Here is a 15560-nt window from a genome sequence, read left to right on the forward strand (position 1 = left end):
GGACAGATAAACCATGACGGCAGCCAAGCTTCAGCCCTCTTCGCGCCCGCAAGATGCGGGTTCGGCCCGCGCCTCGTCGCTGCGCACGATCGACACGGAGCTGGCCGGTCTCGCCGTCCTGCGCGAGGCGCTGGCAAACGGGCTGGCCGATCCCTTCGCGCGCGCCGTCGACACCATTGTGCATGCGCGCGGCCGCGTCATCGTCACGGGCGTCGGCAAGAGCGGTCACGTCGGTGCCAAGATCGCCGCCACCTTCGCCTCCACCGGCACGCCCGCCTCCTTCGTACATGCGACAGAGGCAAGCCACGGCGATCTCGGCATGATCACGGACCAGGACGTGGTGCTCGCGATCTCCTGGTCGGGCGAGACCCAGGAGCTTGCCGCCACCATCGCCTATACGCGCCGTTTCAAGGTGCCGCTCGTTGCGATGACCTCGCGCATCGACAGCGCGCTCGGCTCCGCCGCCGACGTTGTGCTCTCCCTCCCCAAGGTCGAGGAGGCCTGCCCGCACGGACTGGCTCCGACCAGCTCCACGCTGCTGCAGATGGCCACCGGCGACGCGCTTGCCATCGCGCTGCTCGAGGCGCGCGGCTTCACCGCCCAGGATTTCAAGGTCTACCATCCCGGCGGCCGGCTCGGCGCGACGCTGCTGCATGCGCGCGACATCATGCATTCCGGCGACAAGCTTCCCTTGACGACGGCCGGAACCTTGATGCGCGAGGCGATCGTTCTGATCACCCAGAAGGGCTTCGGCGTGCTCGGTATCGTCGATCCGGACGGCAAGCTGATCGGTATCATCACCGATGGCGATTTGCGGCGCCATTTGAGCAGCGACTTCCTCGACAAGACCGCCGGCGAGGTCATGACCCAGGCTCCCAAGACGATCGGCGCCGACCTCCTTCTGGCCTCGGCGATGGAGTTCATCAACCGCACGTCGATCACCGCCGTTTTCGTCGTGGAAGACGACCTCCCGGTCGGCATCATTCACCTGCACGACCTGTTGCGCCACGGCGTCGCCTGACCTGACCGCCCTCAGGTTGAGCGCCTTAACAATCTGTTTACCTTGATCTTTTTTTCGGCATTCTCATCGGTTGCTTTTTATCGGCTTAGGGATTGATTAGCCCTGCCGCGCCTATGATCGCCATTGCTTCCAGTCGGTCGGATTTGTTCCGGAGCATGGTAGGATCATGGATCTAAGTTCAATCATCGGCATTATCGCGGCCTTCACCGTTGTGGTTATCGCCATTCTCCTTGGCGGCAACCTCACGCAGTTCATCGACGTTCCCTCGATGCTGATCGTGATGGGCGGCGGCTTTGCGGCAACGCTGGTGCGCTTTCCCCTGTCCGGCATCACCAGCGCCTTTGGCGTTGGCAGCAAGGCCGCCTTCACGCACAAGAAGGTCAACCCGCGCGACTTGATCGAGGAAATCACCACGCTTGCCGACACCGTGCGCAAGTCCGGTCCGCTCGGACTGGAAAACGTCGAGGTCAGCGATCCGGCGCTTGCCAAGGGCGTGCAATATATCGCCGACGGCTACGAATCGGAGTTCATCAAGGACAGCATGGAGCGCGAACGCGACCTTTATCTGGACCGTCTGCAGGCAGGCAAGAAGGTGTTCAAGGCGCTCGGCGATTCCGCTCCGGCCTTCGGCATGATCGGCACGCTTGTCGGTCTTGTGCAGATGCTGGCGACGATGGACGACCCGTCCACCATTGGCCCCTCAATGGCGATCGCGCTTCTGACGACGCTCTACGGTGCGCTGATCTCCAACGTTATCTGTCTGCCGATCGTCGACAAGCTGGATTCCAAGTTCGACGTCGAAGAAGTCAACCAGACACTGGTCATCGACGGCGTCATGCAGATCCGCGAGAACAAGAGCCCGGCCCTGATCCGCGACATGCTGATCGCCTATCTGCCTGAAAAGCAGCGCGCCGAACTGTCCGAGGCAGCCTAGGGCGGCCCCACACGGGAGCCCGATGCCACGGCACAGTCGCTCGCTGAGCGGGCAGACGCGAGACTGGAGAGAAAACGATGGCTCGAAAGAAACCGGCTGGCGGCGGCGGCGCGCCGGAATGGCTCGTGACCTTCGCCGATCTCATGTCCCTGCTGGTGTGCTTCTTCGTGCTCATCATCTCCTTCTCGATCCAGGACAAGCAGAAGCTTCAGGTCGTGGCCGGCTCCATGCGCGAGGCCTTCGGCATCAAGGAAACATCGCGCCGCACCGGCATCATCGAGGTCGAGGGCATTCCGATCCGCGACTACATGAAGGACATCACCCAGGTTCCCGAGGAGCTCGATTCCGACTTCGCCGAAGAGCGTCACGAGAGACGCCGCAAGCAGGGGCCGGAAGCGAACACCCATGACGTGCGCGAGGCGGAAATCGAGCGTCCGCGTCAGTTCGCCACCGCAGCCGCCTCACTGCGCCAGGCCTGGCAGGAAATGCCCGACATCACCGAAATTTCCTCCAACATCATTCTGGAGGAAACCGAGGAAGGACTGAACATCACGCTGGTGGATCAGGACGGCCGCTCGATGTTCCCGGAAGGCTCGAAGTACCCTTACGAGATCACCCGGCGCCTTCTGTCCGCAATGGCGCCGGTCATCGCGCGCATGCCGAACCGCATCGAGATCACCGGCCACACCACCTCGGGTGGCGCGGCGATCAATCCCGGCTACACCGCCTGGGAGCTTTCCGCCGACCGGGCGAATGCCGCCCGGCAGGTCCTGTCGGAATACGGTATCCCCTCCGACCGCTTCTACAGCGTTGTCGGCAAGGCCGACACCGAGCCGCTGTTTCCCAACGATCCCTATCTGGCCGCCAACCGGCGCATCGGCATTCTGCTGATGCGCGAGGCGCCGCCGATCCCGCTCGGGCACAACCCGTAAGGCCGCGGCTCAGACGGGGTCTTTCGACGGCACCGCCGATACCACGAGAAGCGGACCGTCCAGCCGCTCGACGCGGATGCGGGTGCCTGCGGGCATGTCGTCGCCGGTCACGCGCCAGATCGTGTCGTCGATCCGCACCCGGCCGTCGCCCTGTGCAATCGGTTGCTCCAGAACGAACTCCCGGCCGACCAGCCGGCTTCCGCGCCGGTTGAGGTTCGGATCGCCGTCCGCGTCCCCGCTCTTGCGCATGAACGCACGGCCCGCAAGCAGGCTGACCAGGGACAGGGCCCCGAACAGCACAAGCTCCACCTGCCAGGAGATATCGACGAAAAGCGCGAGCGTCCCGACGATCAGCGCCGACAGGCCGAACCACAAAAAGAAGGTTCCCGGCGCCACCACTTCCAGCCCGAGCAGCAGGAGCCCCCCGATCCACCAGGACCAGGGGCCGAGCTCGAAGACGATCCGCTCGATGATGCTCATGCGCCGCTCTCGTCGGGCCGTGTCCCGGTGCTCGGCACACGGCCGGCGCCGCGCGGACGGGCGCGGTTCTCGTCCCCGAAGGCTTCCTTGGCGATCTCCGCAACGCCGGCGAGCGATCCCAGCACCGATGTTGTTTCAGTGGGCAGGATCAGCAGCTTCTGGTTCGGCGAATTCGCAAACTTGCCGAGCGCCTCGACATATTTGTTGGCGACGAAATAGTTGATCGCCTGAAGATCGCCGGCGCCGATCGCCTCGCTGACCATGCGGGTCGCCTGGGCTTCGGCCTCGGCGGAGCGCTCGCGCGCCTCCGCATCGCGGAACGCGGCCTCGCGGCGGCCTTCGGCTTCCAGGATCAGCGACTGCTTTTCGCCTTCCGCCTGCAGGATTTCCGACTGGCGCTTGCCTTCCGCTTCCAGAATCGAAGCGCGCTTTTCGCGTTCCGCCTTCATCTGCCGGCCCATCGCCTCGACCAGGTCGCGCGGCGGATTGATGTCCTTGATCTCGATCCGGGTCATCTTGATGCCCCAGGGCGCGGCCGCCGCATCGACGACCCTCAGCAACCGGCTGTTGATCTCGTCGCGATTGGACAGAAGCTCGTCGAGATCCATCGATCCCATCACCGAGCGGGTGTTGGTCATCGTCAGGTTCAGGATCGCGTTTTCCAGCCCCGACACCTCATAGGCGGCACGGGCCGCGTCGAGCACCTGGTAGAAGGTCACCCCGTCGGAGGTCACGCTCGCATTGTCGCGCGTGATCACCTCCTGTGCAGGCACGTCGAGCACCTGCTCCATCATGTTGATCCTGTGGCCGATGCGATCGACGAAAGGCACGATGAAATTGAGGCCCGGCGTCAGCGTCTTGCGATACCGACCGAAGCGCTCGACCGTGAAATTGAAGCCCTGCGGCACCGTCTTGACGCCGGCAATGACCACCAGGACGACAAGCACGAACAAGACAACGACCAGAATGTCGAAGCCGGCGATACCATCGATCATGAAACTGTCCTTCCCGGCACGGATTTTGGACACGGGGCATCCCGTGCGGCGACCCGGCGACGGGATTGCCGACAGGTTGCCCGCTCAGATGTACCCGCTCCGCGCGGATGTGCAAGGTCGCGAAGTCACGCCGGCGGATCTTCCACCGCCGATTCGCTCAGACCCAGCCGGACAACTCGCGATCGACAATGGTCTTCAGCACCGACATGCCTTCCACGCTGTCGTTCAGGCAGGGGATATGGGCGAAGTGCTCGCCGCCGTGCTCCTCGAAGATCTCCCCGGCTTCGCCGGCGATTTCCTCAAGCGTCTCGAGGCAATCCGCGACGAACCCCGGATTGATGATCGCGAGCTTCTTCACGCCGGATTTTGCAAGGCTCTCCACCGTCTTGTCCGTGTAAGGCTGAAGCCACTCCTCGGGACCGAAGCGGGACTGGAACGTGATCTTGAGCTTGTCTTCGGACCATCCCAGACGTTCGCGCACCAGCCGCGTCGTCTTGTGGCAGTGGCAATGATAGGGATCGCCCTTCTTGAAATAGGACTGCGGAATGCCGTGGAAGGAGGCCAGCACCAGTTCCGGCTCGAAGTCGAGCGAGGCGAGGCTCTGCTCGATGGAAACAGCCAGCGCGTCGATATAGGCGGGATCGTCGTGATAGGGCGGCACGGTCCTGAGCGCCGGCTGCCAGCGCAGCTTGGTCAGTTCGTTGAACACCACATCGTTCACGGTTGCCGTCGTCGAGGCCGAATACTGCGGATAGAGCGGAAAGACGAGAAGGCGCTCGCAGCCCTGCTCGCGCAGATGCTCCAGCCGCGACGCGATCGAGGGATTGCCGTAGCGCATGGCCCAGTCGACGACGATCCTTCCGTCGGGGTCGTTCATGTCGGCGGCGAGCTTGTCGGCCTGCGACCGGGTGATCGTGCGCAGCGGCGATTCGTCCAGCTCCCGGTTCCAGATCTCGTCATAGGCCTTGCCGGATTTCGTCGGCCGGGTGTTGAGAACAATGCCGTAAAGGATCGGATACCACAGCGCGCGCGGCCACTCGATCACCCGCTTGTCGGACAGGAACTCGCGCAGATAACGCCGCATCGAGCGAAAATCCGTTCCGTCCGGTGTGCCGAGGTTGACCAGCAAGACGCCGATCTTGCCGGCCTTCACCTTCGGATGATCTAAGGGCAGCCGGATTTGCCGCATTGCGCGCGCACGGTTTTCGATGTCGGCTTCCTGGTCGATTGCGGTCATGCTGTCCATGGGACTCCCGGTCACAGTCTTTTGCGTTGCCCCCGCCTGCGACAGGCGGTCGGCCGCGATTATCCTCACATTAGCCCTTGTACGCGCACAAGTGCACAAAGGTTTTCCCCCTTGCGCGACATGCTGCCGCATGCGTTTCGCCGATTTTCCCGCAGGCGTCGGGCACGGAATTAACGCGGCCTTTAGCGGCGATAGTGAAAACTACCAATAAATGCAACGCCCGAACATCTCGGTGACAGTCCGGACCCCGCAAAGGCATGCCAGTCACATCGAACGCAAATCTCACCCGTCGCAAGACGGTCATGCTGGTTGAACCCAATGCCTTCACCCGGCGCCTGATCCGCCAAATGCTGAAGGAAATCGGGGTTTGCGGTGTGGTCGAGGCGGAAAGCGCCGCCATGGCCGAGCACATGCTCAAGACGAACCCAGTCGACGCGATCCTGCTCGACTGGCGCGCGCCGGGGACCGACAGCGCGCGCATGCTGACCCGGCTTAGACAGGCCGACAATCCGAAGACCGCCGTCACGCCGGTGATCATCACCAGCACACAGGTCGATCTCGAATTGCTTGAGCGTGCGGCAAACCTCAGCGCGCGTTCCGTCATCCTCAAACCGTTCTCGCTGAAGGTGCTGCGCGCCCATATCCTGGCGGCCGTCGGCGAAATCGAGGCGCAGGCAAGCGCCGAGACCAAGGCCGAGGCCGCGGCCACCCCCGCCCTGACGCCCACGCAGGGCGACACCCCGCCGATGCCCGAGCCGGCGCTTGAGGAATCGGAAATCTATTATCTGTAAAAAGAGCAGGCCTTCGTGCTGCGGCGCGGACAGGCCGTGTCAGTCCGCCGGATAGCGCTCCGCGACCTTGAACCAGAATTCGACGATCGTGTGCAGCACCTCGCTCATGCCCGCAAGGCTGTCGGCCTTCGTCACGACCGCATTCGCCCCCGCCGCATAGGCGGAGCGGATGGTCACCGGATCGTCCGCCGTGGTGAAGACGCATACGGGGATCGCGCTGAACAGCGGATGCGCGCGCAACCGCGCCAGAAACTCCGTGCCGCCCATCACGGGAAGATTGAGGTCGAGGAGGATAAGATCGGGCGGCGGACCGCCGGCTGCCGCGACCCGGTCGAGCGCCGCAAGCGCGTCGACACCGTTCTCGGCGGTGGTGATGCACACGGGCACAGGCGAGGTTTCAAGCGATTTCTGGATGATGCGAATATCGTCGGGGTCATCCTCGACGAGCAGAATGCCGGCACCGTGTGTCCGCGTATCCACATCTTGCATTGCCGCGCTTGCCCTCGTTCTCTTTGCCATGATCCGGGCTTGCATAGGCCGAACCGGCATGAGTGTGCAACAAAAACGCGAACACCATAGTCCCTACACGCTGATATTCCTAACAAAGTGCTAATGCCGCCGTCAGGATTCATAATCCCGCTCGTCGGCGATCACCTTTCCGTCGTTCGGCAGACTGCCGCCCTCGACCCGCTCGACCTGCCCGCCGAGCTTCGTGATCTCGCGCAGGCTGAGCGCCAGGGCGTCGGAAAAATCCGCGTCCGCCCCTTCGGTTTCATACAGCAGACGCATCGCATCCTGATCGCCCTTGCGCTCGACCACGAGGCGGGCCCGCGCCACTTGCGGATGGCGCGCGAGCACCTCGGCGATCTGCTTGGGATCGACGAACATGCCCTTGACCTTCGTGCGCTGATCCGCGCGTCCCATCCATCCCTTGAGGCGCCTGTTGGTGCGCCCGCACGACGACCGGCCCGGCAGGGCGGCCGACAGATCGCCGGTGCCGAAGCGGATCAGCGGATAGCTCTGCTTGAATGTCGTGACGACGAGTTCCCCGACCTCGCCGTCCGCCACCGGCGTCCCGGTGCCCGGACGCACGATCTCGACGATCATGTTCTCGTTGACGATCAGCCCGTCGTCGGGAATCGCCTCATAGGCGATCACGCCGAGATCGGCAGTGGCGTAGGCCTGCAGCACGTCGACGCCGCGGCTCTTGTACTCCGCCCGCAGACTGGGAAACAGCGCCCCGCCGGACACCAGTGCCCTGGTCAGCGAGGAAACGTCTCGGCCAAGCTCGGCCGCCTTGTCGAGCAGCACCTTGAGATAATCCGGCGTTCCGGCGTATCCGACCGGGCGCAAGGCGGCAATCGCATCCACCTGCGCCTCCGTGTTGCCGACCCCGGCGGGATAGACCACACAGCCGAGGGCGCGCGCGCCATGATCGAGGATGAAGCCGCCCGGCGTCATCTGGTAGGACAGCGCGTTGTGGACGATGTCGCCGGACCGGAAGCCGGCGGCATGAAAGGCGCGCGCCGCGCTCCAGGGATCGGCGCCCTCGCCCTGCGGCTCCCAGATCGGGCCGGGAGACATGAAGATGCGCGCAAAGGTCGAGGGGTCGCCGGCGGCGAACCCGCCGAAGGGCGGCGCCTTCTGCTGGGCCGCCATCAGGTCGGCCTTGCGCAGCACCGGCAGGCTTGCGAGCGCCGCCCGGTCGCGCACGTCTTGCGGCGCGACGCCGGCCAGATGCTTCGCCCAGGCCGGCGCGTTGGCGATCGCATGCGAGATCTGGCCCGGGAGCCGGGCGAAGAGCTCCGCCTCGCGCTGATCCGGGTCCTGTCCTTCCAGTCGGTCGAAATGATGGTCGCTCATCGCTCTCCCCATGCGCTTGGGCTGACGCTCTTCTCCCGGCCGTCCCGGGCAATATGCCCCCGTTCCGCTGAAACGGTTCGGCGGCGGCGGACAGTCATCGGGATCCGGTCGAAAAACGGGCCGGTGGCCGGTCAGGCCAGCCAGCGCTTGCGCCGCTTGTAATGCTTTACGTTTCGGAACGACCGGCGACCCTCGCCACCGACTCCGAGGTAGAATTCCTTGACGTCCTCGTTTTCCCGCAATGCCTTGGCGTCGCCGTCCAGCACGATGCGCCCGGATTCCAGAATGTATCCGTAGGTCGCATAGCGCAGGGCGACATTGGTGTTTTGCTCCGCCAGGAGGAACGACACGCCTTCCTTGCGGTTCAGTTCCTTGACGATCTCGAAGATTTCCTCGACCAGCTGCGGGGCAAGCCCCATCGACGGCTCGTCGAGAAGGATCATCTTCGGTCGGCTCATCAGCGCGCGGCCGATGGCGCACATCTGCTGCTCGCCGCCGGAGGTGTAGCCCGCCTGGCTCGACCGGCGCTCCTTCAGTCGCGGAAAATACGCGTAGACCTTGTCCAGGTCCTGGCGGATCGCGGCCGCCCCGTCGCGGCGCGTATAGGCACCGGTCAGAAGGTTTTCCTCGATCGTCAGATGGCCGAAACAGTGCCGGCCCTCCATCACCTGGATGCAGCCGCGCTTGACGAGATCGTTCGGCGACAGCGCCTGAACCTCCTCGCCCTCGAAGAGAATGGCGCCCTTGGTGACATCGCCGCGTTCGGCGCCAAGCAGGTTGGACACGGCTTTCAGCGTGGTGGTCTTGCCCGCGCCGTTGGCGCCGAGGAGGGCAACGATGCCCCCCTCGGGAACGGTGAGCGAGACGCCCTTCAACACCAGGATCACGTGATCGTAGATCACCTCGATGTTGTTCACCGACAGGATTGGATTGGCGGACGTCTCGTTCATTTTCAGCTCCACATTACCGGGATTGTGACCGTCGCGACGGTCAGTTGCAGTCCCGCGGAGTGATGTTGTTTTCCGCCGCATAGGCCGCGGAATCCTCTTCGATCAACGGCATGATCACCGACCGGTCCGGCTCGATCCCGGAGGCGACCACGCGCCAGGTTCCGGCGGCCGCGTCCCACTGCTGGATCAGCACCGTGCCCGGATCGGAGTGAACCGCGCAGGAGATCTCCACCGGATAGGTGAAGTTCGGCAGGCCAAGCTCGCCAAGCCGCTCTTCGGTGACGTTCAGCGCCTCGAGGCCTTCCCGCACGTCCTTGCCGACGATCTCGTTGGACCCCTTGATCTCCATGGCCTTGCGGATGGCCTCGACCGTCCACACGGCGGCGACGAGACCGCGGTTGTAGAGCACCTCGCCGACCCGGTCGCGGTCGCCCGCACCCATGTCGGCGTCATAGACCTTTTCCAGGATTTCCTGGTGCAGCGGGAAGTCGGCGCCGGGTGCGTGGAAGGTGGCGGAGAGATAGCCGTTGGCGCCCTCGCCCGCCGGCGTCACGTCGTGCTCGGACCCGGCCCACCAGTTGCCGATGAAGCGGTCCATCGGGAAGCGGATCGAGGAGGCTTCCTTGACCGCGACCTGGTTCATGACGCCCCAGCCCCACATCAGCACCCAGTCGGGCTGCATGCGGCGGATCTGCAGCCATGTGGCCTTCTGTTCCTGGCCCGGATGGTCGACCGGCAGCAGTTCCAGCTTGAAGCCGTGTTTGCTCGACAGTTCCTCAAGCGTACGGATCGGCTCCTTGCCGTAGGCGGAGTTGTGATAGACCAGCGCGATGGTCTTGCCCTTGAGCTGGTCCTCGCCACCCTCGATCGCGGCCGCATAATTCACCATGCCCGACGCCGCGTCCCAATAGGTGCCGGGGAAGTTGAAGATCCACGGGAACACCTTGCCGTTGGCCGCCGAAGTCCGGCCGTAGCCCATGGTGAACATCGGGATCTCGTCGACCGAAGCCTTGGGGATCAGCTGGTAGGTGATGCCGGTGGAGAGCGGCTGATAGACGAGCGCGCCACTTTCGCCCTGGTTCTTTGTGTTTTCGTAGCACTCCACGCCTTGCTGCGTGTTGTAGGCCGTCTCGCACTCCACGAAGTTGATCGTGGCGCCGTTGATGCCGCCGTCGCGCTGCTCGAGGAGCTTGAAGTAATCCGCGTAGCCGTTGGCGAAGGGAATGCCGCCCGGCGCATAGGGGCCGGTTCGATAGACCAGCGACGGGATCGTCAGTTCGTACGCCTGGGCGGTTGTCGCCGCCAGCGGCGCGGCCACCGCAAGAGCGGCCAGACCGGCTGTCAGATGCTTCAGTTTCATTTCGTTTCCTCCCTTGGAACAGGATCTCTGGCAGTTGGCTGAGGACGCGTGTTTGTCTGTTGTGTCGCGTTGCCTCAGTAGGGGAAGGGCCACATCCGCAGCTTCTCCTTGGTGATCTGCCACAACCGGGCAAGGCCGTGCGGCTCGACGATCAGGAAGAAGATGATGAGAAGGCCCATCAAGAGAATCTCGACGTGCTTGGCCATGGTCGGCAGCATGCCGAGACCGTCGACCATGAAATTCTTCAGGAAGATCGGAAGGAGCACCAGAAACGCGGCCCCCAGAAAGGAGCCGACGATGGAGCCGAGCCCGCCGATGATCACCATGAAGAGCACCAGGAACGACACATTGATGCCGAACACCTCGCCGACCTCCACCGCACCGAGGTAAACGGAAAAGAGCAGCGAGCCGGCCATGCCGATGTAGAAGGAGGAGACGGCGAAGGCGGACAGCTTGGTGAGCAGCGGACGCACGCCGATCAGTTCGGCGGCAATGTCCATGTCGCGGATCGCCATCCAGTTGCGCCCCAGCCGCCCGCGCACCAGGTTCTTCGCAATCAGCGCGAAGACGGCAAGAAGCGTCAGGCAGAACAGGTATTTCACCCAGGGCAGCGCCGAGGGACCGGTGAGCAGAAAGCCGAAGACCTCGCGGTCGGGCGCGGTGATCTGCCCCGTCATCGAGTAGTTGTAGAACCAGCCGAACTTGTTGAAGACCCAGACCAGAAAGAACTGCGCGGCAAGCGTTGCAACCGCCAGATAGAACCCCTTGATGCGCAAGCTGGGCAGTCCGAAGAGCGAGCCGACCGCCGCGGTGATCCCGCCCGACAGCAACACGACGATGATCATGTTCATCTCGGGGAAGGAGGTCATCAGCTTGTAGGAGGCATAGGCGCCAACCGCCATGAACCCGCCCGTTCCGAGCGAGATCTGGCCGCAATAGCCCACCAGGATGTTGAGGCCCAGCGCCGCCAGCCCGTAGATCAGGAGCGGCAGGAGGACGGCATTCGTCCAGTAATCGTTGACGAAGAACGGCACGACCAGGAATGCGAACGCGACGAACGCCCAAACCACCCAGCGGTCCTGGGCGATCGGAAAGATCGCCTGGTCGCTCTGGTAGGACGTCTTGTATTGGCCGGCTTCACGATAAAGCATGAGGTATCACCCCTCCTGAGGAAAAGCCCGCGTCAGACGCGCTCGATGATGCGTTCGCCGAACAGCCCTTGCGGGCGGACCAGCAGGAAGGCGAGCGCCAGCATGTAGGCAAACCAGTTTTCGATCGCGCCGCCGACGAAGGGGCCGACATAAATCTCGGCAAGCTTCTCGCCGACGCCGATGATCAGCCCGCCGACGATGGCGCCGGGAATGGAGGTGAAGCCGCCCAGGATCAGCACCGGCAGCGCCTTGAGCGCGATCAGCGACAGCGAGAACTGGACGCCCGACTTGGCGCCCCAGAGCGTTCCCGCCACCAGCGCCACGAAGCCGGCGACCGACCAGACGATGACCCAGATGGTCTGCAGCGAAATGCCGACCGAAAGCGCCGCCTGGTGATCGTCGGCGACCGCTCTCAGCGCCCGGCCGATCCGCGTTTTCTGGAAAAAGATGGCGAGAAAGCCGACGAGCACGGCGGCAATCAGTGCCGCGAAGACCTCGAGTTTCTCGACGTAGATGTTGAAATTGTCGAGCATGTAGTCGGAGGCGCCCGACGGCAGGCCGATGTCCAGCACCTTGACGTCCGATCCCCACAGGATGTCGCCGACGCCTTCCAGCACATAGGCGAGCCCGATGGTCACCATGAACAGGATGATCGGCTCCTGGTTGACCAGATGGCGCAGCACGAAGCGCTCCACCGCCCAGGCAACGAAAACCATCACGCCGATGGTCATCACGAAGGCGATCGGCCAGGGCAGGCCGGTCTTTTCCATGATGCCGGCGAAGGTGAGCGCGGCGAACAGGCACATGACGCCCTGCGCGAAATTGAAGATGCCGGATGCCTTGAAGATCAGCACGAAGCCGAGGGCGACCAGCGAGTACATCACGCCGGCCATCAGGCCCGACAGGATCGTTTCGATCAGAAACTCCATCTCACGCTGTCCTTTAGTGTTCGTGCGGAACGCCGAGATAGGCGTCGATGACATCCTGGCTGGCCTGCACCTCGTCGGGCGGCCCGTCGGCGATCTTGCGTCCGTAGTCGAGAACCACGACCCGGTCGGACAGGTCCATGACGACGCCCATGTCGTGCTCGATCAGCGCGATGGTGGTGCCGAATTGCTGGTTCACGTCGAGGATGAAGCGGCTCATGTCCTCCTTCTCCTCCAGGTTCATGCCGGCCATCGGTTCGTCGAGCAGCAGCAGCTCGGGTTCCATGGCCAGCGCGCGGGCAAGCTCCACCCGCTTCTGCAGGCCATAGGGCAGCCGCCCGACCGGCGTCTTGCGGATCGCCTGGATCTCGAGAAAGTCGATGATCTCCTCCACCTTGCGGCGGTGCTCGTTCTCTTCCGTGAGCGCCGGCCCCCAGTGCAGGCACTGCCAGAGGAAATTCTTCTTCATCTTCAGGCCGCGGCCGGTCATGATGTTGTCGAGGGTCGTCATGCCCTTGAACAGCGCCACGTTCTGGAACGTGCGGGCAATGCCGTTGCTCGCCGCCTCATAGGGCTTCATCTTGCGCCGCACCTTGCCACGCCAGGCGATGGTGCCTTCCTGCGGATGGTAGAAGCCGTTGATCACATTGAGCATCGACGTCTTGCCGGCGCCATTCGGACCGATGATGGCGCGCACCTCGCCCTTGACGATATCGAAGGAGATGTTGGTGATCGCCTTCACGCCGCCGAAGGACAGCGACACGTTGTCGACGCGCAGCAGCACCTCGCCCTTCGCCATGCCGGAGTGACCGGCCATGCGGGCGGGTTCGACAAAGGCACTCATTCCGCCGCCTCCTGAATGTTGCGCCCCGAGGCGGGGTGGATCGTCATGTCGCGGATCTCGACGGTTGCCTCAAGCGCGCCCTTGCGGCCGTCCTCATAGGTCACTTCCGTCTTCACGTGCTTGCTGGTCGAGCCGTCGTACAGCGCCTCGATCAGCGGCGCATAGCGCTCGGCGATGAAGGAGCGGCGCACCTTCTGCGTCCGCGTCAGCTCGCCGTCATCGGCCTCCAGCTCCTTGTGCAGCACCAGGAACCGCTTGATCTGCGCGCCCGCCATCATCGGCTCGCCGGCGAGATCCCGGTTCACCTGATCGACGTGTTTCTCGATCATGTCGTAGACCTGCGGATGCTGGGCGAGTTCCTGATAAGAGGCGTAATTGACATTGTTGCGCTCCGCCCAGGAGCCCACCGCCGTCAGGTCGATGTTGACGAAGACGCCGCAGAAGTCGCGGCCGTCGCCAAACGCCACGACCTCCTTCACATCGGGGAAGAACTTCAGCTTGTTCTCGACGTATTTCGGCGCAAACAGGGCGCCGCTCGTGAGCTTGCCGACGTCCTTGGCCCGGTCGATGATCTTGAGATGGCCGTTGTCGGCAATGAAGCCGGCATCGCCGGTCAGCACCCAGCCGTCCTCGGTCTTGGTCGACTTCGTCGCCTCGTCGTTCTTGTAGTAGCCGACGAAAACGCCCGGGGAGCGGTAGAGAACCTCGCCGTTCTCGGCGATCTTCAGCTCCACCTGGGTGGCCGGCTTGCCGACCGTGTCGCCGAAGATCTCGCCGTCGGGCTGCATGGTGATATAGACGCTGGCTTCCGTCTGGCCGTAGAGCTGCTTCAGGTTGAGCCCGAGCGAGCGATAGAAGCGGAAGATCTCCGGGCCGATGGCCTCGCCGGCGGTATAGCCGACCTTGAGCCGGGTGAAGCCCATCTGGTTCTTCAGGGGGCCGTAGACCAGGATCTCGCCGAGCCGATAGGCAAGCCGGTCCTTCAGATCGACATTCTCGCCGTTGAGAATGTGCTCGCCGACGCGCTTGGCCACGCCCATGAAGACGTCGAACATCTTCTTCTTGAGCTTTCCGGCGTCTTCCATGCGCACCATGATGTGCGTCAGAAGCCCCTCGAACACCCGTGGCGGCGCGAAAAAATAGGTCGGCGCGATCTCGCGGCGGTCGGACAAGACCGTTTCCAGGCTCTCCGGGCAATTGACGCAATAGCCGGCCGTATAGGCCTGGGCGAGCGAGAACACATGGTCGCCGATCCAGGCCATCGGCAGATAGGCAAGCGTTTCCTCATGCTCGTCGAGCTTGTCGAAGGCATTGCCGTTGCGTCCCGAGATCACGAGATTGTCGAAGGACAGCATGACGCCCTTGGGCCGTCCGGTGGTGCCGGAGGTGTAGAGCATCACCGAAATGTCGTCGCCCTTGCCGTTCGCGATCCGCTCCAGCCAGGCCTGGTCGCGGGCAGGCTCCGCGTCGAGCGCCTTGCACCCGACCGCCTGCATCTCCTCGAAGGAATGCAGCCTTGTGTGGTCGTAATCGCGCAAGCCGCGCGGGTCGTCATAGATGATGTGCTCGAGCCGCGGCAGGTCTTCCGACATGGACAGGAGCTTGTCGACCTGCTCCTGGTCCTCCACACAGGCGAAACGCACCTCGGCGTGCTCCAGCACGAAGGCCATTTCCTCTGCGACACTGTCGGAATAGAGCGGGACGGGCACGCCGCCGAGCGACTGCGCGGCGACCATCGTCCAATAGAGGCGCGGCCGGTTGCTGCCGACAATGGCGATCCGGTCGCCTACTGTGAAGCCGATATCCTGCAGGCCGATGGCGAAGGTCCGGATTTCCTCCAGGACCTCCGACCAGCTCCAGGCTTGCCAGATTCCGAGATCCTTCTCGCGCATTGCCGGACGGTCAGCAAAGACCTTGGCGTTGTGCAGAAGGATTTTCGGAAAGGTGTCCTCGTCGAGGCGCTCGACGACGGGCGACCCTGCCATTGCGTTTCTTCCCCTCTTCGCGCCCCTTTTCTTGCGGGGTCGCATAATTCTTTGGCGCCATCAGACTACCATCGACCCGCCG

The 15560-nt window shown here is 63.6% G+C and carries 15 protein-coding genes; 4 read left to right on the forward strand and 11 right to left on the reverse strand.

Features of this window, described 5'->3' with window-relative positions; all coding sequences use genetic code 11:
• Positions 1 to 13 precede the first annotated feature (13 nt).
• The 3 genes from G572_RS0116745 (at position 14) to G572_RS0116755 (ending at position 2887) form a co-directional block, all read left to right on the forward strand.
• The gene (locus tag G572_RS0116745; RefSeq protein WP_029059465.1) at positions 14 to 1021 is read left to right on the forward strand and encodes a KpsF/GutQ family sugar-phosphate isomerase; all 1008 of its coding nucleotides are present in this window, start codon (positions 14 to 16) and stop codon (positions 1019 to 1021) included.
• A 166-nt stretch (positions 1022 to 1187) separates the two neighbouring features.
• Positions 1188 to 1955, forward strand: coding sequence for a motility protein A (locus G572_RS0116750; protein WP_029059466.1), 768 nt, complete (start codon positions 1188 to 1190; stop codon positions 1953 to 1955).
• Between the two features lie 77 nt (positions 1956 to 2032).
• On the forward strand, positions 2033 to 2887 hold the full coding sequence (locus G572_RS0116755; protein ID WP_029059467.1) for an OmpA/MotB family protein: 855 nt from the start codon (positions 2033 to 2035) through the stop codon (positions 2885 to 2887).
• Between the two features lie 9 nt (positions 2888 to 2896).
• Here G572_RS0116755 and G572_RS0116760 read toward each other — a convergent pair whose 3' ends face one another.
• The 3 genes from G572_RS0116760 to hemH form a co-directional block, all read right to left on the reverse strand.
• On the reverse strand, positions 2897 to 3361 hold the full coding sequence (locus tag G572_RS0116760; RefSeq protein WP_029059468.1) for an NfeD family protein: 465 nt from the start codon (positions 3359 to 3361) through the stop codon (positions 2897 to 2899).
• Positions 3362 to 3363: 2 nt separating this feature from the next.
• Positions 3364 to 4362, reverse strand: a complete 999-nt coding sequence (locus tag G572_RS0116765; protein ID WP_029059469.1) for an SPFH domain-containing protein — start codon at positions 4360 to 4362, stop codon at positions 3364 to 3366.
• Between the two features lie 157 nt (positions 4363 to 4519).
• Positions 4520 to 5551, reverse strand: coding sequence for a ferrochelatase (gene hemH, locus G572_RS0116770; RefSeq protein ID WP_245566249.1), 1032 nt, complete (start codon positions 5549 to 5551; stop codon positions 4520 to 4522).
• Between the two features lie 314 nt (positions 5552 to 5865).
• Between hemH and G572_RS25605 the strand changes: the two genes are divergently transcribed.
• Positions 5866 to 6399, forward strand: a complete 534-nt coding sequence (locus G572_RS25605) for a response regulator (RefSeq protein ID WP_051242557.1) — start codon at positions 5866 to 5868, stop codon at positions 6397 to 6399.
• A gap of 39 nt (positions 6400 to 6438) precedes the next feature.
• Here the strand turns inward: G572_RS25605 and G572_RS0116780 are convergent, their stop codons facing one another.
• The 8 genes from G572_RS0116780 to G572_RS0116815 all read right to left on the reverse strand — a co-directional run bounded on the left by G572_RS0116780 (position 6439) and on the right by G572_RS0116815 (position 15478).
• The gene (locus G572_RS0116780) at positions 6439 to 6879 is read right to left on the reverse strand and encodes a response regulator (protein ID WP_029059471.1); all 441 of its coding nucleotides are present in this window, start codon (positions 6877 to 6879) and stop codon (positions 6439 to 6441) included.
• A gap of 141 nt (positions 6880 to 7020) precedes the next feature.
• A complete protein-coding gene (locus tag G572_RS0116785; RefSeq protein ID WP_029059472.1) occupies positions 7021 to 8262 on the reverse strand; it encodes a phenylacetate--CoA ligase family protein in 1242 nt (413 codons plus the stop codon).
• Between the two features lie 131 nt (positions 8263 to 8393).
• Entirely contained in the window at positions 8394 to 9212 is an 819-nt protein-coding gene (locus G572_RS0116790; protein WP_029059473.1) for an ABC transporter ATP-binding protein, read from the reverse strand.
• A 40-nt stretch (positions 9213 to 9252) separates the two neighbouring features.
• Positions 9253 to 10572 carry an ABC transporter substrate-binding protein gene (locus G572_RS0116795; protein WP_029059474.1) on the reverse strand — a complete coding sequence of 440 codons (1320 nt, stop codon included), beginning with the start codon at positions 10570 to 10572 and terminating at the stop codon, positions 9253 to 9255.
• Positions 10573 to 10646: 74 nt separating this feature from the next.
• Positions 10647 to 11723: a branched-chain amino acid ABC transporter permease gene (locus G572_RS0116800; RefSeq protein WP_029059475.1), complete on the reverse strand. Its 1077-nt coding sequence runs from the start codon at positions 11721 to 11723 to the stop codon at positions 10647 to 10649.
• 32 nt (positions 11724 to 11755) lie between these two features.
• Positions 11756 to 12652, reverse strand: coding sequence for a branched-chain amino acid ABC transporter permease (locus tag G572_RS0116805; RefSeq protein WP_029059476.1), 897 nt, complete (start codon positions 12650 to 12652; stop codon positions 11756 to 11758).
• 13 nt (positions 12653 to 12665) lie between these two features.
• Positions 12666 to 13493 carry an ABC transporter ATP-binding protein gene (locus tag G572_RS0116810; protein WP_029059477.1) on the reverse strand — a complete coding sequence of 276 codons (828 nt, stop codon included), beginning with the start codon at positions 13491 to 13493 and terminating at the stop codon, positions 12666 to 12668.
• Positions 13490 to 15478, reverse strand: a complete 1989-nt coding sequence (locus G572_RS0116815) for an AMP-binding protein (RefSeq protein WP_029059478.1) — start codon at positions 15476 to 15478, stop codon at positions 13490 to 13492. Before G572_RS0116815 ends, G572_RS0116810 begins: the two co-directional genes overlap by 4 nt.
• Positions 15479 to 15560 lie beyond the last annotated feature (82 nt).

Source organism: Stappia stellulata DSM 5886 (assembly GCF_000423705.1).
Lineage (GTDB): Bacteria > Pseudomonadota > Alphaproteobacteria > Rhizobiales > Stappiaceae > Stappia > Stappia stellulata.

Excerpts from the sequence above, each read along its gene's own strand:
- G572_RS0116805 (WP_029059476.1), bottom strand. The coding sequence starts at position 12,652 with ATGGAGTTTCTGATCGAAACGATCCTGTCGGGCCTGATGGCCGGCGTG.
- hemH (WP_245566249.1), bottom strand. The coding sequence starts at position 5,551 with ATGCGGCAAATCCGGCTGCCCTTAGATCATCCGAAGGTGAAGGCCGGC.
- G572_RS0116745 (WP_029059465.1), top strand. The coding sequence starts at position 14 with ATGACGGCAGCCAAGCTTCAGCCCTCTTCGCGCCCGCAAGATGCGGGT.
- G572_RS0116815 (WP_029059478.1), bottom strand. The coding sequence starts at position 15,478 with ATGGCAGGGTCGCCCGTCGTCGAGCGCCTCGACGAGGACACCTTTCCG.
- G572_RS0116755 (WP_029059467.1), top strand. The coding sequence starts at position 2,033 with ATGGCTCGAAAGAAACCGGCTGGCGGCGGCGGCGCGCCGGAATGGCTC.
- G572_RS0116795 (WP_029059474.1), bottom strand. The coding sequence starts at position 10,572 with ATGAAACTGAAGCATCTGACAGCCGGTCTGGCCGCTCTTGCGGTGGCC.
- G572_RS25605 (WP_051242557.1), top strand. The coding sequence starts at position 5,866 with ATGCCAGTCACATCGAACGCAAATCTCACCCGTCGCAAGACGGTCATG.
- G572_RS0116810 (WP_029059477.1), bottom strand. The coding sequence starts at position 13,493 with ATGAGTGCCTTTGTCGAACCCGCCCGCATGGCCGGTCACTCCGGCATG.
- G572_RS0116800 (WP_029059475.1), bottom strand. The coding sequence starts at position 11,723 with ATGCTTTATCGTGAAGCCGGCCAATACAAGACGTCCTACCAGAGCGAC.
- G572_RS0116750 (WP_029059466.1), top strand. The coding sequence starts at position 1,188 with ATGGATCTAAGTTCAATCATCGGCATTATCGCGGCCTTCACCGTTGTG.
- G572_RS0116765 (WP_029059469.1), bottom strand. The coding sequence starts at position 4,362 with ATGATCGATGGTATCGCCGGCTTCGACATTCTGGTCGTTGTCTTGTTC.
- G572_RS0116790 (WP_029059473.1), bottom strand. The coding sequence starts at position 9,212 with ATGAACGAGACGTCCGCCAATCCAATCCTGTCGGTGAACAACATCGAG.
- G572_RS0116785 (WP_029059472.1), bottom strand. The coding sequence starts at position 8,262 with ATGAGCGACCATCATTTCGACCGACTGGAAGGACAGGACCCGGATCAG.